Source organism: Novipirellula methanifontis (assembly GCF_052161655.1).
Classification (GTDB): Bacteria; Planctomycetota; Planctomycetia; order Pirellulales; family Pirellulaceae; genus Novipirellula.
Map to the genome: position 1 here is coordinate 3989967 of NZ_CP197418.1, position 21156 is coordinate 4011122.

Here is a 21156-nt window from a genome sequence, read left to right on the forward strand (position 1 = left end):
CACAGCACCGATAGAACCGATGGCTCAAACACTGGCACCTGCGATCCACAAATTGCTTCTTGATGGTATCGCGATTCCTGCTTGCCCGCTGGCGTTGACGTCCGAGCGGCGTTTCGATCCGCGTCGTCAACGAGCCCTGCTTCGCTATTACGCCAGTGCAGGAGCCGGTGGCGTTGCCGTCGCAGTCCATACGACTCAGTTTGAAATCCGCGATCCGCAACACGGATTGCTACGGCCAGTACTCGAATTGACCGCCGAAGAATTACAGAACGCGCAGCAGCGTCATGGTCGACCCATCGTGCGGATTGGGGGCATCGTCGGGCAAACCGAGCAAGCGATGCAGGAGGCTCAGTGGCTGCATGATTTGCAGTACCACGTGGGGCTACTCAGTTTAGCGGGGCATGCCGGTCACAGTCTCGACGAATTGATTTCGCATTGCCAGCGTGTTGCCAAAGTCATCCCGTTGATGGGGTTCTATTTGCAGCCCGCCGTGGGTGGCGTTGAATTGCCGTACGCGTTCTGGCGACGCTTCACTGAAATTGAAAACGTGGTCGCAATCAAGATCGCTCCTTTTAACCGTTATCAGACGCTGGAGGTTGTCCGCGCGGTGATCGATTCCGGACGCGAGGATATCGCGTTGTACACGGGCAACGATGACAACATTGTTTGCGATCTGTTGACCGAGTTTGTGTTGCCGACGGCGCAGGGAGAGAAGCGAATCGCATTCTCCGGCGGGTTGCTTGGTCACTGGGCTTGCGGGACCCAGAAAGCGGTCACGCTGTTGGAGCGTTGCAAACAGATCCGCAGGTCGGGCACCATTCCTGCGGAAATGATGACAGAAGCGGCTCAAGTCACGGATTGCAATGCCGCATTATTTGACGCCGCCAACGGATTTCGCGGCTGCATTGCCGGGATCCACGAGGTGTTGCGGCGACAGGGATTGCTAGAGGGGGCGTGGTGTTTGAATCCCAACGAAGCCTTGAGTCCTGGGCAAGCGGAGCAGATAGACCGAGTCTATCAGTCGTATCCCGACATGAATGACGACGCGTTCGTCGCCGAGCACATTGACCAATGGCTCAGCGAGCCCTGGGCCAACGAATAGTTCCCTCGTAGTGGATTTTGCTAAAAATCCTTCGATTATGGGCGTCAGGAATCCCTGATCGAGACGCTCGATCGAAAGAGCATGAAACTCGATTTGTATTGCGTGCTTCCGAATCATTGAGACGTGGTGAGTGGTCCCGAAGGGGGCGGTGAGACGAGTCGATTTGCACATTGATTCCAATCGGTCTGCCAGAAACGACCCCAACCCAAAACAACGGTAGCTAACTCCCTTTCTTCTCGCCCCCCTTTTTTTTACTGTGTACTGATGCTTGAATCGCTCATTAAGAAAATCGATGCTTGGCAGTCGTTGGGCATAAAATCCGCCAAGGATGGCTCGCGTATTGTCGCACACACGCCACGGGACTACCCGGAAGCATACCTGCATGCGTACTACGCACCGCGTCCGAAAGCGGAGTGGGACAAGTACAAAATGAACCTCCCCACACATCTGCGTGAACTCTACGATGAATGCAATGGTTTGACGCTATTCGGAACATCGCTCTCGATCTACGGAATTCGAACGCATTTCAAACGCGGCGACAGTGCTGCATTTCAGCCATTTGATCTGCTTCAGCACGACAAAGAGTGTCGCCTTGTGAATCACCCGCTGACCACGAATCGAGATGATCGGATTTTCTTCGGTGGATACGATTGGGATGGCTCCAGCGTCTATGTCGTCCCAAAGAACAAACGCGTCTACTGGTGTCGTGACGGCACGGCAGAACCAGAGCTTGAATGGCCTAGCATCAAAAGGTTCCTGACCGCAGAATACGACCGCATCCTAGGTCTTTATGACGACCAAGGTTATCCAAAGGATGATGATGTTTCGACCGCTCCTGTGTAATAATGCATGAAAATGTGCTGCACACACAGACGCGGGCCGCGCGGGTTCTGAAATCAACATCCAGGCTTCGTCAAAAGGGCGAAGAAAGTGAAATGGGGATCGCTTTGCCGGTGACTCTCCAAACTTGAGCCCGAGCCAAAGCTACTCTCGCCCTATCTCCTCTGATACTTTTATCTACTGCGAAGGCCAGCAAAGAACATTGAATTCCAAAAGCTTGACGACATAATGGAAGATCACACGTGTTCGGAGGCATTGTCGGGCGTCTGATTTCGTGCCATAGTTTCCCTGTGCGAGTCTCTCTATTCCATTAACGAGTTGAGCAAGTGATTCCATGAAGCGATTTCGAAATATTCTTGTTTTGATCGTCGATAATGATCGAGGCCTCGCAGCCGTCAAGCGAGCCGCTTCACTGGCAAAGCAAAACTCTGCGAAGCTGACGCTTGTTCAGGTCATTGCTCCGCTTCCTAAAATGCCTGACGCTGAACAGGCGGAAGCGAAAAAGCTCGACAAGGAAATTGAGTCAAAAGCACTTTCTCAACTTGAAAATATCGCCGCACCACTTAGGGCTGACGGAATTCAAGCCAGCTACTCGGTGCTGCGGGGGAAACCGGCTGAACAAATTGTGTCCCTTGTCTATAAGCACGGCTACGACTTGGTGATGAAAACTGCCGAAGAACCCGAAGGCGTTTTTCGCAGGTTATTTGGAACGACAGGATGGCGTCTATTTCGAAATTGTCCGTGCCCCGTTTGGATCATCAAGGAAACGCCCGAGGCCAAAATTGGAAGCGTGCTTGCGGCCGTTGACCCGGCGCCCGCTGGTGAAGAACGCGACCCCCAGAATTTGAAGATTTTACAGCTCGCTTCGTCGATTGCTCGTAATGATGGAGCCGAATTGCACGTTGTCTACATTGCACCCGATAACGCGACGCTTTCGAATACCAAACCGGCGGAGACGGGGACCTTGGATCCTAAGAGCGACAAAGCGAGTTTGGGCGAACGTGCGCTAGCGGAACTCATCACTTCGTTTCAAGACGCTGGCCAAATCGATCACGTTCACTTTCGCGTCGGTGTCCCAGGAGAAGAAATTCCGAAGCTCGCGCGTGAATTGAAGGTCGAGTTGTTGGTGATAGGATCCGTCTCGCGAAACGGCATGAAAGAATTCCTGATTGGGAATACGGCTGAACGCGTACTCGATCAAATCGATTGTTCGGTCTTGACTCTAAAGCCGGATGACTTCGTCATGCCGTTACACGCGTAGATCCCTTGCTTCCCAACCTCTTCGGTCAAGGTTGGCTTCGCCTGGATCTGGCCTTGTCTTCGATGTGACACACGAGAAGAAACAAGGGTGTCAGAGAAACAACGGTACCTGACCCCCTTTCGTCTTCGGCTGACGAGCTGACCGTCGCAGTCCGTGGATCGAATCCGGAATCGAGGTAGGAACATTGGCGTAAAAAAATGGTTGTCCGAGAAGCCGCTTGTTGCTGAATTCTGCGGCTTCAACTCTTGCACGGAGAAAAATGCTCAACGATTTTACGTGCTGCTCGCAGCCCATCGACTGCGGCCGTGACAATGCCACCGGCGTACCCCGCGCCTTCACCGACCGGATAAACACCTGGCATCGCGGGGATCTGAAACGATTCGCGATCACGATCGATCCGAACCGGGGAGCTGCCTCGCATCTCCGGACCAACCAGAACAGCGTCGGGAAGGTACTTGCCTTTCCACTTTTCATTCATCAGCGGCAGCCCGGCGTGGATCGCTTTGGCGATCACCGGAGGCAGGACCTCGTTCAAGTTCCTCGCCACGACGCCTCGTTCGTACGACGACGGAATGATTTCGTTGCCACCCGGCGTGCGATTCGCCAGGAAGTCATGTGCACGTTGCACCGGAGCTTTGTAGTCGGCGCCGGCTAACTGAAAGGCGATTGCTTCGTATTTACGCTGTATCTCGACTCCTGCCAGTGGATGGTCGCTGCCGAATTGATCGGTGTCCAATGTGACCACCAATCCGCTGTTTGCATACGGCGTGTCATGCCGTGAATTGCTCATGCCGTTGGAACAATACATATTGGGTTCCGAAACACTTGGGATCACAATCCCCCCGGCACACATGCAGAACGTGAAAAGATCACGTTCACCTTTGGCGACCAGCGTGTAGTCGGCCGCGCCGAGTTGCTCGAGGTACTCAGGATGACCGTACTTATGCTCGTTAATCAGTGCTTGAGGTTGTTCGATGCGCAGCCCTAGTTGAAAGGCTTTCGCTTGCAGCGGACAGCCCGCCTCGAGCAACATGTGGTACGTGTCTCGTGCACTATGTCCCATCGCAAGTAAGACATGCGACGCTGAGATCGTACCGGTCGAGGTTGACAGTCCGGAAAGTCGTCCGTCACTGAATATCAGTCCATCCAGACGACAACCGAAGCGATATTCACCCCCTAACGCTTCAATCTTGCGGCGGAAGTTGCGACAGATCATCGGCAGTTTATTGCTGCCGAGATGGGGGCGATGTTCGTACGTCAACGACGGGCGACCGCCACAGTCGACGAAACTTTTCAGCACCCAATCGACGTCGGGGCCCGTGATACGGCAGGTCAGCTTTCCGTCGCTGAAGCATCCCGCGCCCCCTTCGCCGAACAGATAGTTATTCTCTTCATCCAATTCGCCGCCGCGATCAAATTTGCGAATCGCAGGTACACGTTCTTTGACCGCCAGCCCTCGCTCCAAAATGATCGGCCGATAGCCTTTCAAAGCCAAGTAGTAACCGGCCAGCAACCCGGCGGGACCGGAGCCCACAATCACCGGACGCTGTGGCAACTCGTCCATGCCTGGATCAGGATCAAAGAACGGCTTCTCCTGAAAACGATCGACGCGAAAATCGGCGGAGCTTCTTGTCTTCACATCATCGGGGACGTCGACGACCAACGAATAAACGAATTGAAGACTCTGGCGCTGCCGAGCGTCGAGACTCTTTCTCAGAATCCTAAGCGAGCGAAATTGATCCTTGTTGACTCCCACCGCAGCTGCGGCGCTGGCGGCGAGGTCGGCTTCGGGCGCTTCGACTCGTGTTCGAAGATTCGTGATTCGCAGCATCATTTGCGTTGGCTTTCTACAGATTAAAAAGTGAAGTGCTCGATGATCATTCCGGATTAGCGTTGCTTGCCAAAATGTGGGCAAACGTAACTCGTCGTTAACGCGACGGTCGCAACAGAAAAGATCAAAATACGTTAGCCCAGCGGAGCTGCCTGTTGGCGGCGGATCTCGTACAGCAGGATTCCCGCAGCGACCGCCGCATTCAACGACGTCACTTTACCTTGCATGGGGATACAGACGCGTTGATCACAAATCGCCAACAGGTCGGGTTGGATGCCAGTCGCTTCGCTACCGATCACCAGAGCGGTCGCGCCACCGAGTTGCGAATTCCAAGCACTCGTCTCTGTGTTGGAATCGGCCGCGACCAATTGAACCCCCTGCTCTTTCACGAATTGGGCAGTGCCAAGTAAGTCGCTGACTTTGACAATCGGAATATGGTTCACAGCTCCCGAAGAGGAACGCGCGACGTGCGGCGTGACCTCCGCTTGCGAATGATCGCCGACAATCACCCCCACCACACTGGCGCCATCACAACAGCGCAGAATGGCTCCGAAATTGAACGTGTCTTGCAAGCGGTCACAGATCACGACCAACGGTGGCGGCGTGGCGGATCGGGGGGAATTCGCAGCGGCATTGGCGTGAGCGGCAAGAGATCGGACGAGCAGCTGCGTAAAGGCTTCGAGAGTTTGGTAAGGAAAGCCGCCCAAGCGAACCACCAGCCCCTGGTGCTCGCTCGAACGCGAAAGCTGCTCAAGCCGAGCATTGTCAACGATCTCAAGCGGAATCCCCGCAGCCTGCTTGTCCCTTAGCAGGTCCGAGAATTGGTCAAACGCTTTTTGGTTGGCGTAAATTTCGTTGACTGGCCATTTGCCGGTCATCAGCGTTTCGGTGACGGCATGGTGCCCCCACAACCAACCGCGTTGATGATTGCCGCTGTAGTTGCCTTTCTTGTTCTTCGCTTTCTTATTTTTTTTGCGTGACGGTTCAACCATGGGCAATTTTGTCGGCAGCCTGCGGCTTTTCAGTGATTTGGGTTCGTGGCAAAGGTTCCCAATGCACGACATGACGCTCTCGAAAGAGACAATACGCGCTGAGGGACCGCGTATTGTAGCCTAACACCGAAAACTCAAAAAGGAGCGACCCACCGTGCCTTGGCCATCGACTAGGACTCGGATTTTCACCGCCGCACAACTCATTGGAGTTGACGTAGCCTAGGCTTCCAGCCTGGGTTCGATGGGGTCCCCAGGCTAGAAGCCTGCTGATTACCCAATAGTTTTTTAATCTTCTCCAACATCAGCTCTGTTTTGGCACGCGATTTGCGCCATTTATTTCCTATTTTAACGCGATAGGAGATCAATTGATGAATGCGATTCCGACCACCATTGAACAAGAATTTAACACAATCGACTTCGGGCACAAAAGCCGAAACGATCGATCCAAAGCGATTCTCAAGGCACTCTTCGCCAACCCTCAAGAGAGTATCAACGCAGCCTGCGACAAATGGAAGGATGCCAAAGGAGCCTATCGGTTCCTGCAAAACTCGCAGGTCGATAGCGACGAGATTCTCAGCGCTCACCGGCGAGCGACAATTCAGCGAATCAAGTTTCAGAAGGTTGTCTGCGTGGCCCAAGACACGACCGAATTGGACTTTGGCAATCACGCCCCCGACGATGTGCGTTGCCTCAATCAAGCAGAAAGGAGAGGGCTCTACGACCATAGCTCCGTTGTCTTTACCCCTGAAAAATTATGCCTGGGAGTGCTCGATGTCGACTTCTTTGATCGTAGCGAAGAGAGCTTGGGCAATGCAGCAGAGCGAAAGACAGATCCCATCGAAGACAAGGAAAGTTTTCGATGGCTCCAAGGCTATCGGCGTTGCTGCCAGTTGGCATCCCAGTGCCCCCAGACGCAAATTGTTTCGTTGGCTGACCGCGAAGGTGACATCTATGACATCTTCGTCGAAGCTGAAAAACACGAATGCCCTGCGGACTTCGTCATCCGTAGCAAACAAGTCCGCAGCTTGCCTGAAAAAGACGAACAAGCGGGCGGCAATACCTACAAGAAGATGCGCGAGGAAGTCGAAAACTCTAACCTCGTCACGACGCGGCAGATCGAACTACCGGCCACCGCGAAGCGCGCCGCCCGAACAGCCACTCTGGAAATCCGGGCGATTCGCACAAAAGTAAAACCTCCCCATGCAAGATCGGCTCTTCCCGAAGTGACGCTCAGCGTGGTACTTGTGCAAGAGGTCGGCGGTCCGGGCGACGGAACCGATCTGAACTGGCTGCTGTTGAGTTCACTTCCGATTGACGACTACCAGGATGTTCTGCGAATCGTGGATTACTACGTTGCGCGGTGGCCAGTGGAAATGTTTTTCAGAGTCTACAAATCGGGCTGCCGCGTCGAGGACATCATGCTGGAAACGAAAAGCAGATTGATTCGCGCGTTGATGTTTTACAAAGTGGTCGCGTGGCGGATCCTGTTTGTCACGTTCCTTGGACGAGAATGCCCTGAGTTGCCCAGTGATGTCGTGTTCAGCGAAGCGGAGTGGAAGTCGGTATGGAAAATCGTTGAGGAAACCGAACCACCCAAATCAGCCCCAGAACTCTCGCAGTTCATCCCGATGCTTGCTCAGTTAGGTGGCTACAATCGACGCAAACATGATGGGCCACCGGGGATGGAAACGATTTGGCGCGGAACTCGCCGAATGATGGACTTCGCGTTGGCATGGCGATCCTTCGGACCGCCCGTCTCAGCTGAACATTAAAAATTGGGTAATCAGCAGGCTAGAAGCCTAGGCTACGTTTTGGTGGCAGTGTCAGGTTTCACAGAGCGAGAAGATGCTCAGGGGATCACGCTGCCGCCGAAGTTTTTACCGAATAGGGATTCTTTGAGAGCGGCACTTTTTGGCGGAGAAAACTCAAAATCGGTCACATCCAATTCTGGAGACGACACGGTTGTTTGCAATTCGGTCGATAAGCCTTTCAGCTTCATGGTCTTGGTCATCGCACTGGCTCGCGCCATCATCTGCTTCATGTTCTTCTTGGTTTCTTCTGTCACTTCTTGCCCGAGACCTTTGATGGTTTCCTCAAGCTGTTCGTCCGTCAGTTCAGGCATTACTGCGCCACCTTCGGGAGCCTCAAGTGACCGACTGTATTTCCGAATCAGGTGCGTCGACTTTGAGATCCAGAAAGTTTCCTTTTTCGAGGCTGCGGACGATCCGCTGATGACATAGCACTCATCGCCATTGATTGCCTCGGCCTTTTCAAGCTGCGGATCAGTCAGCCTCGCAAAGGGTGACGGCTGATTTTTGAACGCTGACAAGAACAGCGACGGGACGGTAAACGCGGCTCCACCTGAGATTCCCGTTGCACCTCCCAACGCAATCTCATCGCTCAACATTTTAGAGTAAGCATTCAGCACACTCATGTACAAATAGGGCTGCGTCCCATCACTCCACACCGCCCCGGACTGAGTCATCACGCCCTGCTGGGTCCAAGTGATGAGATACAAATTCGGCTTCTTCAGCAGAATTGAAAACGAGGTTTCCTGCTTAACCTTCGCCACACCCGAATCAATGTCAGAGGTGATCGTTCCTTCGGCCTTGTACGTATCGAGAGAGTCGTAAGCGGCGGTGACCTTCTTCAAGATCTCACCCGGAGAAGACTCCTCGCCCGACACGGGAGAGCTGAATATCACCATGGTGATCAAAAGAGCGGTAGTTCTACCTGCGTGCATGGCCATTTCCAATTTTGATCTCAGACGGAATCGTAGTTCTTGGTTCTGCCTCGGATTATACAGCAGTAAGTCCAGAAAGAACGGATATTCGTTGGCGTTTACTCGGCTTGAGGTGCCACTTTCTGCAACTGCGGTCCTTACCCCCAACGCTCGCCCCCGGCAAACAATCGCTATTGCTAGATCGTTCAGCTAAAAAAGAACAAAGCGATCAAACAAATTTGACCATATTGTTTCTAACGTGCCGCGTGCCAAGATCACCACGTCCAGTTGAAGCGGACGGGCTTTATCACCGCTACCACCTGTTAGTGACAATAAAGAGGTTTGGCCCGTTTGTTCTATCCCGTAGTTCGTTATTCGATTAAGAGCCCTGCTCCTGATATGACACTCAAACTGCTGCATGTCGACTACGAAACGCTGAACCGTCGCCAGAAACAGAACTTTAGCTTCCAGGAAGTTTCGGCGGTGCTTGCTGACTTTGGGTTCGTTACAATGCGTCTAATTGACGACCCTGGCGGCGATGATCTTCATCTCGCTACACGTTGACGGCGAGACGGTCGGGGTGACGTGACTAACGCCCAACGCCATCTACTTTGGTAGCGCTCGCGGCGCGAGCCGTCCGGTTGCAGCGAGTAAAACGTTCGAATTAGACCAGGCGGCTTGCGCCGCACCGCTACAAACGCCACCCGTTCAGTGCCAAAATAGATGGCATTGGGCTAGCGCCGTCGGCTCAGAACATTATGCGGAATGACTCATGTTGACCTGTCTTAGGCGGATTGATTGGCCGCTTCTTCACCCACGGACAAGGAGATTCAAAATGGCTAACCTCGTCCCTACGCCATCGAATTATGAGATGTGGCGTGCCTACGCCATTGCACCGGCGGTTACTCCGATCGTGTTTGTTACGATTCTATCCATAGCAGGCGCTGCATTTTCCTTGCCCTTTATCGCGGCGGCGTTTCTGGTCTGCTATCTGGTTGCCGGACTGGTCGGCATGCCTATTGCATTTTTTCTTCGTCGCAGAAATGAGTTGAATGCCCGCACGATTCATGGTGCCGCGTTGCTCTGGGGGATGTTGTGGTCGCTCTTTTGCGAGGTAGTGGCGATTTCCGTCGTAGGCGCGATCGGTGGATCAATTGCTTCGCTTCCAATGACGACCGCCTACATCTTTGCACTCATGGTTCCGCCGGTAACGCTCTCCGGTACGGCGTTTTGGATTCTCCTCAAAAACCCGAAACTGGTTTGACGTTCGAGGAATCTCAAGTCCTTCGGAATCAAACTGGGCAAACGTTTTTATCTCCAACTCGCGCCGTTCAGACTTTCGGCATGTCGAGGTCACCACGTCCAGTCGAAGCGGCAGGGCATAAATACGCCTACCGCTTAATAGTCGAAACGAAGAGGTTTGGCGCAAATGATTTGCCGGCAGCTTTGCGACGATGCCCGTGCCATCCTTACCTGACACCTTTTCCAGCACGCGCCGATCGCTCCTTCAATACCACTGCATCGCATAGTCGCGGAAAGTTTTGATGGCATCCTGGCGAACCGATTCGTTTTGAAACTTGGCCCATTCGGATTGGTGCTGCAATAACTGTTGTTTCAGTAGCACGCGTGAACCTTGGAACTCGGTCCAATGCTCGTTCGACGTCTCCTCGATTTGACTTTGACGCTCTGCCAGTAAAGCGAGCACACCGTTGCGGATGATCGCGTCCTCGCATTTCGTCAAACTCATCAGCGGAAAGAATCCTTCGTGAGTAATCGGTTTGACGGCGATCATGACCGAGGGATGTAGGTAGCCGGAAGCCACCGCCCGGGCGTTGTATCGGTGAACGACATAGTCCACTGGAAAAATACTGTACGCGATCACTGTCAACACGAACGCGAGCAACTGTGCTCGAATCAACCACCAAAATCCGCGGTCACGGGCGATCTTGAACAGCACCAATACAAAACCAATGACGACCACCGTGATTCCAAAAAAAGCGACTGTCCGCAGTCGGGTCATGCCGTTGTATCCAACGTAGATCATCAATCGGTTATAGACGGCAACGGCGAGCAACATGTTTTGAGCCGACCAGATCCATGCCAAACGCCGAAGTAACATCAAGCGATTGGCGCTGAGCAAAGACCCTCGAAAGATTAGGGACAGGACGGCCGTTGCCAGTGCGAGTGCAAACGTTAACCAACCAGCTCCTTGGTGCGCATAGCCGGCGTAGTAGAAACCAATCGGGAACTCACGCTTCCAAAGTGTGCTGAACTCGAAGGTCAAATAGATGGCAAACAACACGATCAGCGTCAACAACGTGTTCCGAAATGCCGTGTACAAGGGCGACGCAATTGCCTGAGTTTCCTGGTTGGTGAGTCCGTCCTCGGTTTCATTGGGACCGATTTGAACCATCGGCAACCCGGGTCGCATCAATCCCGCGCCAATCAGCAACGCAACAATACAAAACGGTAATTCCCACATGGAAATACTTTCCATCCAAAACTGCAGGCGTTGGGCAGCGTGAGTTACTCGTTGTGCTACCCAGTCGAACAGATTGGGATTAGCAAAGACAAAGATTGCACCAAACACAATCGCGGCGATAACCGGCAGTCCCCACGCCAGCCAGCTTCCGTTGGCACGTCCGCTCTTACGCAAAACCGTACCAGTCGAATTTCCAAATTGAGACGTGCGTTTCCCTCCGAGCATCAAGGCACGACCAGCCAAGACGAACCCTTCCAAGACATAGGGCACGTGTCCTGCCGCTGACATTGCCAGAGCTACCACAAGTGCAACGGCAGAGAAGACCGTCCATCCAGATCCCAACCACGCAGAACGGGCGGCGACTAGTAGGATCAAACCAATCGTAAGCTTGCTTGCGGGTCCCTGGGCGAGTCGCGGACATCCGATGAAGAAGAGGATCGGCACGATGGCAAAAAATAGGGCTGGACCGCTGAAACCAAGCGAACGAAAGATCATCAAGTCTGCGAGTACTGTCCAAAGTACGACCGCGACGATCTCGCGACCCGATGCTGGAGAAATGAGCTCTGCTTCAATCGGCACATCGATCGCCGAATCGTCACTCGCAAAACTAGAAGAATCGCCTGCCATTTGGTTCACTCAAAAAATATGCGTCAGAAAAGTACGGATCCAAGGCGACTTGGCCCAAAACGAGCGAGAATCAACAAGCGTTTAGTCACTCTATTCTCACCAAACCGCGTTATTCTCACCGAACTGCTCCACGGCGGAGGTGACACCGCGACGTAGTTACGATTGTACAGACGAATTGGGCGGGCTTTGACGCGCGACCTGCTTGTTAGTCACAACAAAGCGGATTTGCCATATTTCATTCGTCGGAAGGTGGGACGTTGGAAAGGCCTCCTCTATCTAAGCAGTTAGGCAGGAATCATTGGGTGAAATCCCGTTAGCCGTTTGGGCGTTAGCCCCGGTTCATCCCCGGAACCGTGGCTAGCCGGCTGTTGACTTATTCGAAATGCAACTCGCCTTTGTGAGCCGTGGGCCGTAAGGCACCGGGTAATGCGCGGGACCCGGCCGCTCACGCGTCACGGCTCACTAAATCAACAGCCCGCTGTCGCCAAAACTGCCAATTTGCTGAAAGACTCCTGCCTAACTGCTTATCACGCATTCAGCTGGCGTGCTGAAAACGATTGCTGGAATGTCACAAGCCGAATACAACTGACTGTGAATAAGCCGAACCAAAAAGTTTCCCGACTGAAGTGACATGAAATTGCTTGTCGCGTTGCTTTTTGCAACCACGCTACTTGGCTGCACCCATCCTGACTCGCCGTTTGCGGTTTGGCAGGAAATTCCTTCCGGAGATCGCATATCGCTTACTCCTGAATTTACACGGTCGCTGCGGGCGACGGTTGCCTCATCGGGTAGCCTGAAGCCACGCACTGACCCGCCAATGCCGATGGCTCCCGAGGGCATCATCGAAATCGATAGATTGCAATATGACTTCTATCCAGGCGTGATTGAGAGAAACGGTCATATATGGAGCAGCCCAGAACTTTCAGAGTTTTTCCGCTGTTCGGGCGACTACCAAAAATTTGTGCCGGCATCTGCATCCAATGCTCGTTCAACCGATGAATAGCCAAGACATTAGGGAAAGCGGGCTGATCTGCCTCAGCCATTTGTTCCGGTTCGAGCCGCGTTCACGCACCTTTTTCGCAGGCTCGCTCTGGCGTTGTCGATAGCTCGACGACTGATACTCAAGTCAGCCAGGTAACCCTTCGTACGAAGACGAATGCGGTATCCCTCCTCGTCGCCTCGCAGTCGAGGCAACTGCGTCGCCTTTTTTTGGCTCGCGATTTGCATTGACTGAGTCACTTGCCGCCAATCTTCGTTGTTTTATGGTTAACGGGTTACAGCTTGATGAATTTTCGATCTCTGCTTTGGCCGCTGCTGATCGCTGCACTGATTTTTTCAGTGTCGGGGTTATTGGTGCCCTCGCTGAGTGTCCTGCTGCTGGTGTTCGCTGGACTGTTGTTCGGTGTCTTCATCAACGGGCTGGCTGGTTTTGCGACTCGACATACCCCCCTCTCTTATCGCTCCGCATTTTTATTGGTGGTGACGGTGCTGTTGCTGATGATCGGTGGCGGCGTCTACTACTTGGGAGCGCAAATGGTTCAGCACGTCGACGAGCTTTGGAGTCAATTGGAGACCTCTCTGCAGGATGCGACGGAGCGATTGCGACAGTATCAGTTTTCGAAGCAGTACCTGCCTGATTCCGAACAAGTGCAGTCGATGATGAGCCAGCAAGGGGATTCGGCATTTTCGAGTTTGCTGGGCGGTTTGCGATCGGTCGGTTGGGCAATGACCGGATCCATCGTGATCTTTTTCATAGGAGCGTATGCCGCCTATGAACCCCAACTTTACCAAAACGGATTGACTAAACTGTTTCCGAAAGAGCGACGGGGCCGTGTGTCGGATGTGCTGGAGCAGTTGCGGGCAGCACTGGGACGCTGGATCATCGGTCGCGTCATGTCAATGACGTTGGTTGGTATTCTGACCGCAGTCGGGCTATGGTTTTTGGATGTTCCACTGCCGATCACGCTGGGCGTCGTCGCCGCACTGCTGACGTTTATTCCTAATATCGGCCCGCTGTTGGCTGCGGTTCCTCAAGTTCTGTTGGCCTTGAATGTAGGAACCGAGACCGCAATCTACGTGATTGTTTTCAATCTCGCTCTACAAGGAATCGAAAGCTATCTGATCACGCCCATGATCCAGCGACACGAGGTGACACTGCCTCCGATTTTGACCATTGCCGCTCAACTATGGATGGGCATCATTGTGGGAGTGATCGGAATCATGATGGCCGCGCCCCTGGTGGTCGTGTTGATGGTGCTGATTCAGATGTTGTACATCCGCGATCGCTTGGGCGATCCTCATCCCGGCGAGTTAACGTCGGACTAGGCCATCGTCGCGACCTGACCGTAGTGGACGAGGCAACGAGTCCCGGCAGCATCGGTAGTGGACGAGGCTACGAGTCCTTGCAGATTGGCGGCGGGGACTTGCTACACCATTCATTGCGAGAGACGGGCGGGGACTCGTAGCCTCGTCCACTACGGGGGAATTGTGCTGCGACCAGGAGCACGTATTTACTTCGCCGATGCCGTGACGGTTTGATTGACGTGCGCGAGCACTTGGTCAAAGAAGGCTTTCTGAATATGCGATGGAGCTGCGTGTCCCATGTGCGGTTCATTGATCATTTGTTTCTCGCCTTGCAAGGCGTTGTAGGCGGCGTAACAGCTTGACGGCGGACATACCCCATCGATGAAACCCACGCTCATGATCGCTTCGGCACGACATCGCGAAGCAAAGTTCACTGCGTCCACATACCGCGATGCTTCCAATACCTTTGCGTCGGGTTTGCCATCGTCGGTGTTGGGAACCAACTTGGGCCATCCGTTGACTCGTCCTACGACGACGCCGGTGTGATCGCAAATTGCGGGAACGCCCGGAGCGATCATCGTCACGCGTGGGTCCAAGCCCCCGGCGACAAGCGATTGTCCGCCTCCTTGGCTGTGTCCGATCACGACGACATCACGACCGTTCCATTGTGGTTGCGAAGTTAGGAAATCGATCGCACGCACCAGACGCAAATACATGCCACGGAAATAACTTGTGTCGCGATTTTCGCGTCCGTCATAGCGATAGCTCTTCAACGGCCCACCACTCATCTCGGCGTAAAACGCGTTGGGCTTTCCATTGGGGATTCCATGGGCGTTGATGTCCATCGACAACATGCCCGCTTTCGCGCCGTTGACTGCGTTTCCTAAACTCGAGCTGCGGACGCCTGCGCCATGTACCCATAAAATCGCCGGCAAACTTTTGGGCTTGGACTGTTTCGGTTTGGCAAAGTATCCCGAAACGGGGGCACCGCCGAGACAGGGCACTCGAACGTCAAAGCACTCAATCGTTTCATCTTTGTGCTCCACTGCGGTTAGGGTCGCATCGGCAGGAATCTCAGCAAGCAACCGTTTTTGCTCGTCCCAATATGCGTCAAAATCGTCCGGCACCGGCATGCTCGGCTCGATCTCTAGCACCGAGAATCCTGCTCCCACAGCCGTCTTGATCGATTTTCCTTCGCTCGGTTTGTAAGTCACAGTGCAACGCAGAAATCCAGGATTCGCCCCCTTCACCACAACGCGAACGGGTGAGTCGCCGAGTGACAGCTCGCCTTCGGGCAATCCAGCTGCTTTCCCGCTGTTTAGAAAATCATCGACGACGAAGCTAACCGAGCCTTGTTCGACTGGTTGACCGTCCTTTTCCAGGGTGACAACGAAGGCGGCCTCGTCGCCGACGTCGTAAAGTGCGTCATCGCGGTCGGTAACCACGGTGAGTGAGAGTGTCTCGGCCGCGGCAGCAACTCCGCCAAGCAAAAAAAGAGGGACACAAGCGAGGAAGAAAAGATTGCGGCAGACGCCGATCGAGAGTGGACGCATCGGGATTTTCTTTCGTGGTAGGAAGCGAAGGAAGGGAGTGGCTGGAGGGGGGGCTGGCCAATTTCGGTGCATTGGAACATGCCCGTTGTGCGTATCGCCCCACGGCATTGTGGATGGCGTTAAAGTATAGTGGAGTTCGCTGCGGCCTGCTGCTCGCAGCGATGTGAAATCAAACTTCGGTCAACAAAATTGTTTTGTCGATGGATGCAAGACGCCTGAAAATCGCGACGGCGTTCTGTATTCTATAGACCCTCGATCTTCTTACCCATTGGAAAGAAACTGCCATGATTCGACGAACACATCTTGGGCTGGTGCTCGCATTTTCGATGCTTCCACTTTCGCTCGTCTACGCGGATGTCTCGCTGCCCGCAATTTTTTCGGACCATATGGTTTTGCAGCAAGACACGAAGGTTCCTGTTTGGGGTTGGGCCGAACCGGGTGAGGAAGTGCGTGTGGAGATCGGAGGCCAGACGAAAACGGTGAAGGCGGGCGAAGACGGAAGTTGGACGTTGAAGCTCGACTCGCTGAAGCCGGGTAAACCCACCATGATGAAGGTCGCTGGGAAGAACGAGATCACGATCAACGATGTCTTGGTGGGCGAAGTTTGGCTAGGGTCGGGCCAGTCGAATATGGCAATGACGGTCAACCGAGCGAATGACTTTGCGGGTGAACAGAAGAAAGCGGACCTTCCATCCATCCGAATGTTCAAGGAAATCTCTGGCAGTTCGCCCACGCCTGCAAAAGAAGGCAAAGGGGAATGGCAAGTTTGTTCGGCGGATACGGTTGGCGGTTTCTCAGCAACGCTGTTTTTCTTTGGTCGGGAAATTCACTCCGAAGCGAACGTGCCCGTCGGTTTGATCAATTCCTCGGTCGGCGGCACACCGATCGAATCGTGGATCGATGCCGACGTGCAGCGTGCTGACAAAAATTTGAAACCGTCCTTTGCTGCAACGCAAGGACGAAAGCCAGTGGATTTGGAGACGCAAAAAGCAAATTACGAACGGGCGCTTGAGCGTTATCAAGCCGCAGCGAAAAAGGCAAAAGCCGAAGGAAAGCCGCTTCCCCGAAAGCCTCGTGATCCCGTGGCGGCGCAATCTCGCAAAGGCAACGTTGGCGGATTGTTTAACGGCAAAATTGCTCCGCTGATTCCGTATGCGATTCGCGGAGCGATCTGGTATCAAGGCGAAGCAAACTCGACCCCTGAAAAGGCGAAGCTCTATCAGTATCAATTGCCTTTGCTAATTAAAGATTGGCGGAAACGGTGGGGCTATGATTTTCCGTTTGCTTGGGCCCAATTACCAAATTATGCCGGCAATGGCCGTGATTGGCCTACTGTTCGCGAAGCGATGCTGAAGACGTTGTCGGTTCCCAATACGGGGATGGGGATCAATATCGACATCGGTGACACAAAAGACATTCATCCCAAGAACAAGCAAGAAGTCGGGCGTCGACTCGCGTTGTGGGCACTCGGTACGGTTTATGAAGCAGAGGTAGCGGCCGTCTCGGGCCCGTTGCCAGATGGGCATGAGGTCCAGGGTGATAAGATCGTCGTTCGTTTCAAACATGCCGAAGGACTCGAGTCGAGCGGCGGACCGCTGGTCGGATTCGAGATCACCGCGGACGGCGAAACTTGGCACCCCGCCGAAGCTGAGATCGACGGTGACAGCGTCGTCGTTTCGAGCAAAAAGGTCGACCAACCGACCGCAGTCCGCTATGCCTGGACCAACGACCCCAAAACGAACCTGTTCAACGGAGCGGGGTTGCCCGCAACTCCCTTCCGAACGAATCCGTAGTTCGATAACCGCAGTGTGCCTCCACCCTCCACCCTCCACCCTCCACCCTCCACCCTCCACCCTCCACCCTCCACCCTCCACCCTCCACCCTCCACCCTCCACCCTCCACTCTCCACCGTCCTCACTCCTCACTTTCCCCTCCCCATCCCGCCGCAGGTTATTCGCGATGTTTGATCGACGCCAGTTTATTGGTTCGCTTGCTGGAACAGCGGCACTCACGGTCTCATCCCGTGTCATGGGGGCAGCGGAGTCGGTAACGCGTGATCCGGTAAGCGACTTGACCACGCGATTGAATCCCAAAATCGACAAGTCGCGTGAGGTGGCACTCGGTCTGTTGAAACCGTCGACGGCCGAGCTCGAACGTGGATTGAGATTGCACGCCGAATCGATTGTGTTTGATGCGTATGGCTTTGGTCCACGTGCAGCGATCGACGGAGCTGAATTCGCTGCTCGGGCGGAAGCGGGAGCGTCAGCCGAGGAATTGAAGGATTTGCGTGAAGAGATGACGATGACGCGGTTTGTGACCGATCCGGTCGAGCAACAAGAATTCCGAGACGCGTGGCGAGCATCCGGAGTGACTTGCGTGTTCAACAATGCGGGAGAGGAAGGCCAGGATCCGCTACGGTTGATCAAGCGATTGGCGCGTCACACTTACGCGACTGATCTGATGCGAGGTTTCGTGTCCAAGGCGGCAGTGCCAAGCGACGTCACCGCGGCGAAGCAGGAAGGACGGCATTGTTACTACTTCACTGGGAACGGCGTCCCGTTGGCACAGCAGTGGTTGTCGGTCGAAGACGAGCTGCGTTACGTCCGCATCTTCCACCAGCTGGGGATTCGGATGATGCATTTGACCTACCAGCGTCGCAACATGATTGGCGACGGTTGTGGTGAAAAGAGTAACGCGGGGCTAAGTGATTTCGGGCATCGTGCAATTGCGGAGATGAATCGCGTCGGGGTGATTCCCGATTGTGCTCATAGTGGATGGCAAACGAGTCTCGAAGCGGCGAAGTCGTCGTCACGTCCCGTGGTGGCAAGCCATTCCACATGCGAAGCGCTCTATTCGCATTTTCGCAGCAAGCCGGACAATGTGATCAAGGCGATTGTGGATTCGGGCGGCTACATCGGGATCTGCTGCATTCCACGCTACCTCGGAGGGGATGGCAACATCAATGCCTTGTTAGATCACATTGATTATGTGATCAAAAAGTTTGGTCCAGACGCGGTCGCGATCGGAACCGATGTTTCTTACACGTCCCAAGCGTCGGTTGCCGAGCAGGCAAAAGTTCCCAAGCGATCACGTCAACGCGAAGAATTCAGAATGCTGTGGCCGAAAGATAATTTCAAAACCACGGCAGACATGAACGAAAGCGTCGCGTGGACGAATTGGCCTCTGTACACGGTGGGACTCGTCCAGCGTGGACACAGTGACGAAGTGATTCGTAAAGTGATTGGAGGAAATGTAATGCGGGTGCTCGAACAATCGATGGATCGTCGTTGATCGCTCCATGATCAGAACGATGAATCGCGGGATGAACCACGACATTCATGGATCTGACGCCCCTTGGCCGAACGCTGTGAAACATTTTGTAGCGGAACTCGTCAAGAGTTTCGGGGGGACACTCGCAGTGAATCGAAAGTCTTGACGACTTCCACTACGCGAAAAATACACAAACCTTATAGGGGAAAATGCTTCACAGCGTTGCCTTTAAGAACTGTTCGGAAATAACTTCGTCAATCGAGTTTTGTTACAAATCACGCTGGTGAAGTGTTTTCACTGTAGTGGACGAGGCTACGAGTCCCGTCGTGCCACTAAGTCGCTGGGACTCGTAGCCTCGTCCACTACCTCCAAAGCTGGCAGTTGACCTACGCCACTTCCAGTAAAGCTCAAGCGAAACGACCTAAACGCTACCGGAGGGTTCGTGTCATTCGGGAAACATTTGAATTGACGAAATTATTTCCGAACGTTTGCTTAGCCGCGATCGCGTTCGTCAATACCGTCCTGTTCCCTCAATTCGTGTTTCGTGATTGACATTCCTACGTGCCGCAACATCCAACGCAGCGTCAGGAACGAACCGGTAGTCACCGCAATCATGGTAAAGCAAAACACTAACCCGGCAGCTTTGTCCCAGCCATTGCGTTGCACCATCAGATAGCAAGCGGCGTAGGCTGCACCGCCGCCAATGCCCAACGCCATCAGACTGACCATCCAGCCCAACAGAGTAAAGTTGCTGAAGTCGATGTCGAGTTCATTGATCGCTCCGCCAATGCGGTCAGCGATCTCATCGGATTTGTTTGTCATGGATCGATTGCCAAAGGAAAAGTGAACAACGACGACTCGTCTATCGCGATCGTGTGTGTGCAACTGAGCCGACGGCGCTAGCCGCGGGCCCTGGGTTTAAAAAACGCAGGAGGCGAGGCCCGCGGCTAGCGCCGTCGGCTCACAAAGTCTACGCCATTCATTGCCAAGCGGCTTTTACTTTGCTCGAGTCGAATGAGTATACTTGTTCTTCTGCCCCAATCCCTCCTAACGTTTCCACCCGCCCCGATAGGTTTTCGATGTTGCGACTACTGCGGATTCCCTTGTTCGCCATCCTATTCATGCTCAATCCAATCATTGCATCGACCACGGAACCGCTCGACGACGCAGTGTCCGAAACCGTGCTTTCGCGGGTGGTGTTTGGGTCTTGTATCCAACAGGATCGTCCAACACCCATTTTTCCGATGATGTTACAAGCCGAGCCGGAATTGTTGTTGTTCCTCGGTGACAATATTTACGCAGACACATCGGACATCAACGTGATGCGGGCAAAGTACGGCGTGCTGGCCGAAAACAAGGGATTTCAAGCGTTGCGATCGTGTTGTCCGGTCATGGCGACTTGGGATGATCACGATTATGGGCTGAATGATGGCGGTGCGTCTTACTCGCAGCGCGACGCGGCGCAGCAGGCATTTCTGGATTTCTGGGGTGTTCCGGCGGACTCACCCAAGCGTCAACAAGCGGGAGTCTATGACGCCAAGGTCTTTGGCCCCCCGGGGAAACGCATCCAAGTAATCATGCTCGACACCCGCTACTTTCGTTCGCCGCTAAAGACGGGGCCTCGGCAGGTCGGTGGGCCGTATCTGCCAGACGAAGATCCTGAGAAAACGATGCTGGGCGAAGCTCAATGGCGGTGGCTCGAGCAGCAGCTTCGATTGCCAGCGGAGGTGCGTGTGATCGCTTCCGGGATCCAGGTGGTCGCGGAGGCCGCAGGCCAAGAAACATGGGCCAATTTGCCGCACGAACGGCAGCGACTTTTCGATCTGGTGAAAAGCACTGATGCTGGTGGCGTGGTGATCGTCAGTGGAGACCGGCATTGGGCCGAGGTGTCCGTTGCCAACGACGATGTGGCTTATCCGTTGATCGATGCCACTTCGAGCAGTTTGAACCAGAAGCATCCGCGAGGAACACCGACACGCAACCAATTTCGCGCCGTCGAGCAAACCTATCATGAAGAAAACTTTGGCGTGATTTCGGTAGATTGGAACGTAGTCGATCCCAAGGTAACGATCGACATTGTCGATATCGCCGGCAAACCGCAGATCAAGAAATCAATTCGGCTCAGTGAATTGCAGCCAAGGTAAGTGTCTTTCAGCATACCTTTCTCGTAGC

The 21156-nt window shown here is 53.9% G+C and carries 17 protein-coding genes; 11 read left to right on the top strand and 6 right to left on the bottom strand.

Annotation, left to right across the window (positions count from 1 at the left end):
• Nucleotides 1-19: 19 nt before the first annotated feature.
• From SH528x_RS14005 to SH528x_RS14015, 3 genes are all read left to right on the top strand, one after another.
• Nucleotides 20-1102 carry a dihydrodipicolinate synthase family protein gene (locus SH528x_RS14005; RefSeq protein ID WP_442511135.1) on the top strand — a complete coding sequence of 361 codons (1083 nt, stop codon included), beginning with the start codon at nucleotides 20-22 and terminating at the stop codon, nucleotides 1100-1102.
• 264 nt (nucleotides 1103-1366) lie between these two features.
• The gene (locus tag SH528x_RS14010) at nucleotides 1367-1945 is read left to right on the top strand and encodes an SMI1/KNR4 family protein (RefSeq protein WP_442511136.1); all 579 of its coding nucleotides are present in this window, start codon (nucleotides 1367-1369) and stop codon (nucleotides 1943-1945) included.
• 331 nt (nucleotides 1946-2276) lie between these two features.
• On the top strand, nucleotides 2277-3203 hold the full coding sequence (locus tag SH528x_RS14015; protein ID WP_442511137.1) for a universal stress protein: 927 nt from the start codon (nucleotides 2277-2279) through the stop codon (nucleotides 3201-3203).
• Nucleotides 3204-3441: 238 nt separating this feature from the next.
• Here SH528x_RS14015 and SH528x_RS14020 read toward each other — a convergent pair whose 3' ends face one another.
• Nucleotides 3442-5037, bottom strand: coding sequence for an NAD(P)/FAD-dependent oxidoreductase (locus SH528x_RS14020; protein WP_442511138.1), 1596 nt, complete (start codon nucleotides 5035-5037; stop codon nucleotides 3442-3444).
• Nucleotides 5038-5168: 131 nt separating this feature from the next.
• On the bottom strand, nucleotides 5169-6026 hold the full coding sequence (gene rlmB, locus SH528x_RS14025) for a 23S rRNA (guanosine(2251)-2'-O)-methyltransferase RlmB (protein WP_442511139.1): 858 nt from the start codon (nucleotides 6024-6026) through the stop codon (nucleotides 5169-5171).
• A gap of 368 nt (nucleotides 6027-6394) precedes the next feature.
• On the opposite strand from rlmB, the gene SH528x_RS14030 reads away from it, so the two are divergent.
• On the top strand, nucleotides 6395-7798 hold the full coding sequence (locus SH528x_RS14030; RefSeq protein ID WP_442506785.1) for an IS4 family transposase: 1404 nt from the start codon (nucleotides 6395-6397) through the stop codon (nucleotides 7796-7798).
• Nucleotides 7799-7875: 77 nt separating this feature from the next.
• Here SH528x_RS14030 and SH528x_RS14035 read toward each other — a convergent pair whose 3' ends face one another.
• Nucleotides 7876-8769, bottom strand: a complete 894-nt coding sequence (locus tag SH528x_RS14035) for a LolA family protein (RefSeq protein ID WP_442511140.1) — start codon at nucleotides 8767-8769, stop codon at nucleotides 7876-7878.
• Between the two features lie 378 nt (nucleotides 8770-9147).
• Here SH528x_RS14035 and SH528x_RS14040 point away from each other — a divergent pair, with 378 nt between their 5' ends.
• Nucleotides 9148-9312: a hypothetical protein gene (locus tag SH528x_RS14040; RefSeq protein ID WP_442511141.1), complete on the top strand. Its 165-nt coding sequence runs from the start codon at nucleotides 9148-9150 to the stop codon at nucleotides 9310-9312.
• A 271-nt stretch (nucleotides 9313-9583) separates the two neighbouring features.
• Complete coding sequence (locus SH528x_RS14045; protein WP_442511142.1) at nucleotides 9584-10012, top strand: hypothetical protein; 429 nt, start codon at nucleotides 9584-9586, stop codon at nucleotides 10010-10012.
• Between the two features lie 243 nt (nucleotides 10013-10255).
• Here SH528x_RS14045 and SH528x_RS14050 read toward each other — a convergent pair whose 3' ends face one another.
• Nucleotides 10256-11857 (bottom strand): DUF4153 domain-containing protein, encoded by a 1602-nt coding sequence (locus SH528x_RS14050; RefSeq protein WP_442511143.1) that lies wholly within the window; start codon nucleotides 11855-11857, stop codon nucleotides 10256-10258.
• 631 nt (nucleotides 11858-12488) lie between these two features.
• Between SH528x_RS14050 and SH528x_RS14055 the strand changes: the two genes are divergently transcribed.
• Complete coding sequence (locus SH528x_RS14055; protein WP_442511144.1) at nucleotides 12489-12860, top strand: hypothetical protein; 372 nt, start codon at nucleotides 12489-12491, stop codon at nucleotides 12858-12860.
• A 281-nt stretch (nucleotides 12861-13141) separates the two neighbouring features.
• Nucleotides 13142-14182 carry an AI-2E family transporter gene (locus tag SH528x_RS14060; protein WP_442511145.1) on the top strand — a complete coding sequence of 347 codons (1041 nt, stop codon included), beginning with the start codon at nucleotides 13142-13144 and terminating at the stop codon, nucleotides 14180-14182.
• A gap of 185 nt (nucleotides 14183-14367) precedes the next feature.
• On the opposite strand, the gene SH528x_RS14065 is transcribed toward SH528x_RS14060, so the two are convergent.
• Nucleotides 14368-15714: an acetylxylan esterase gene (locus SH528x_RS14065; protein WP_442511146.1), complete on the bottom strand. Its 1347-nt coding sequence runs from the start codon at nucleotides 15712-15714 to the stop codon at nucleotides 14368-14370.
• A gap of 284 nt (nucleotides 15715-15998) precedes the next feature.
• On the opposite strand from SH528x_RS14065, the gene SH528x_RS14070 reads away from it, so the two are divergent.
• Both SH528x_RS14070 and SH528x_RS14075 read left to right on the top strand, forming a co-directional pair.
• Nucleotides 15999-17507: a sialate O-acetylesterase gene (locus SH528x_RS14070; protein ID WP_442511147.1), complete on the top strand. Its 1509-nt coding sequence runs from the start codon at nucleotides 15999-16001 to the stop codon at nucleotides 17505-17507.
• A 166-nt stretch (nucleotides 17508-17673) separates the two neighbouring features.
• Entirely contained in the window at nucleotides 17674-19005 is a 1332-nt protein-coding gene (locus SH528x_RS14075; RefSeq protein ID WP_442511148.1) for a dipeptidase, read from the top strand.
• A 471-nt stretch (nucleotides 19006-19476) separates the two neighbouring features.
• Here SH528x_RS14075 and SH528x_RS14080 read toward each other — a convergent pair whose 3' ends face one another.
• Nucleotides 19477-19806 carry a hypothetical protein gene (locus tag SH528x_RS14080; RefSeq protein WP_442511149.1) on the bottom strand — a complete coding sequence of 110 codons (330 nt, stop codon included), beginning with the start codon at nucleotides 19804-19806 and terminating at the stop codon, nucleotides 19477-19479.
• A gap of 257 nt (nucleotides 19807-20063) precedes the next feature.
• On the opposite strand from SH528x_RS14080, the gene SH528x_RS14085 reads away from it, so the two are divergent.
• Nucleotides 20064-21128, top strand: a complete 1065-nt coding sequence (locus tag SH528x_RS14085) for an alkaline phosphatase D family protein (RefSeq protein ID WP_442511150.1) — start codon at nucleotides 20064-20066, stop codon at nucleotides 21126-21128.
• Nucleotides 21129-21156 lie beyond the last annotated feature (28 nt).

Coding starts and splice junctions, on each gene's coding strand:
- SH528x_RS14005 (WP_442511135.1), top strand. CDS start 20: ATGGCTCAAACACTGGCACCTGCGATCCACAAATTGCTTCTTGATGGT.
- SH528x_RS14010 (WP_442511136.1), top strand. CDS start 1,367: ATGCTTGAATCGCTCATTAAGAAAATCGATGCTTGGCAGTCGTTGGGC.
- SH528x_RS14015 (WP_442511137.1), top strand. CDS start 2,277: ATGAAGCGATTTCGAAATATTCTTGTTTTGATCGTCGATAATGATCGA.
- SH528x_RS14020 (WP_442511138.1), bottom strand. CDS start 5,037: ATGATGCTGCGAATCACGAATCTTCGAACACGAGTCGAAGCGCCCGAA.
- rlmB (WP_442511139.1), bottom strand. CDS start 6,026: ATGGTTGAACCGTCACGCAAAAAAAATAAGAAAGCGAAGAACAAGAAA.
- SH528x_RS14030 (WP_442506785.1), top strand. CDS start 6,395: ATGAATGCGATTCCGACCACCATTGAACAAGAATTTAACACAATCGAC.
- SH528x_RS14035 (WP_442511140.1), bottom strand. CDS start 8,769: ATGCACGCAGGTAGAACTACCGCTCTTTTGATCACCATGGTGATATTC.
- SH528x_RS14040 (WP_442511141.1), top strand. CDS start 9,148: ATGACACTCAAACTGCTGCATGTCGACTACGAAACGCTGAACCGTCGC.
- SH528x_RS14045 (WP_442511142.1), top strand. CDS start 9,584: ATGGCTAACCTCGTCCCTACGCCATCGAATTATGAGATGTGGCGTGCC.
- SH528x_RS14050 (WP_442511143.1), bottom strand. CDS start 11,857: ATGGCAGGCGATTCTTCTAGTTTTGCGAGTGACGATTCGGCGATCGAT.
- SH528x_RS14055 (WP_442511144.1), top strand. CDS start 12,489: ATGAAATTGCTTGTCGCGTTGCTTTTTGCAACCACGCTACTTGGCTGC.
- SH528x_RS14060 (WP_442511145.1), top strand. CDS start 13,142: ATGAATTTTCGATCTCTGCTTTGGCCGCTGCTGATCGCTGCACTGATT.
- SH528x_RS14065 (WP_442511146.1), bottom strand. CDS start 15,714: ATGCGTCCACTCTCGATCGGCGTCTGCCGCAATCTTTTCTTCCTCGCT.
- SH528x_RS14070 (WP_442511147.1), top strand. CDS start 15,999: ATGATTCGACGAACACATCTTGGGCTGGTGCTCGCATTTTCGATGCTT.
- SH528x_RS14075 (WP_442511148.1), top strand. CDS start 17,674: ATGTTTGATCGACGCCAGTTTATTGGTTCGCTTGCTGGAACAGCGGCA.
- SH528x_RS14080 (WP_442511149.1), bottom strand. CDS start 19,806: ATGACAAACAAATCCGATGAGATCGCTGACCGCATTGGCGGAGCGATC.
- SH528x_RS14085 (WP_442511150.1), top strand. CDS start 20,064: ATGTTGCGACTACTGCGGATTCCCTTGTTCGCCATCCTATTCATGCTC.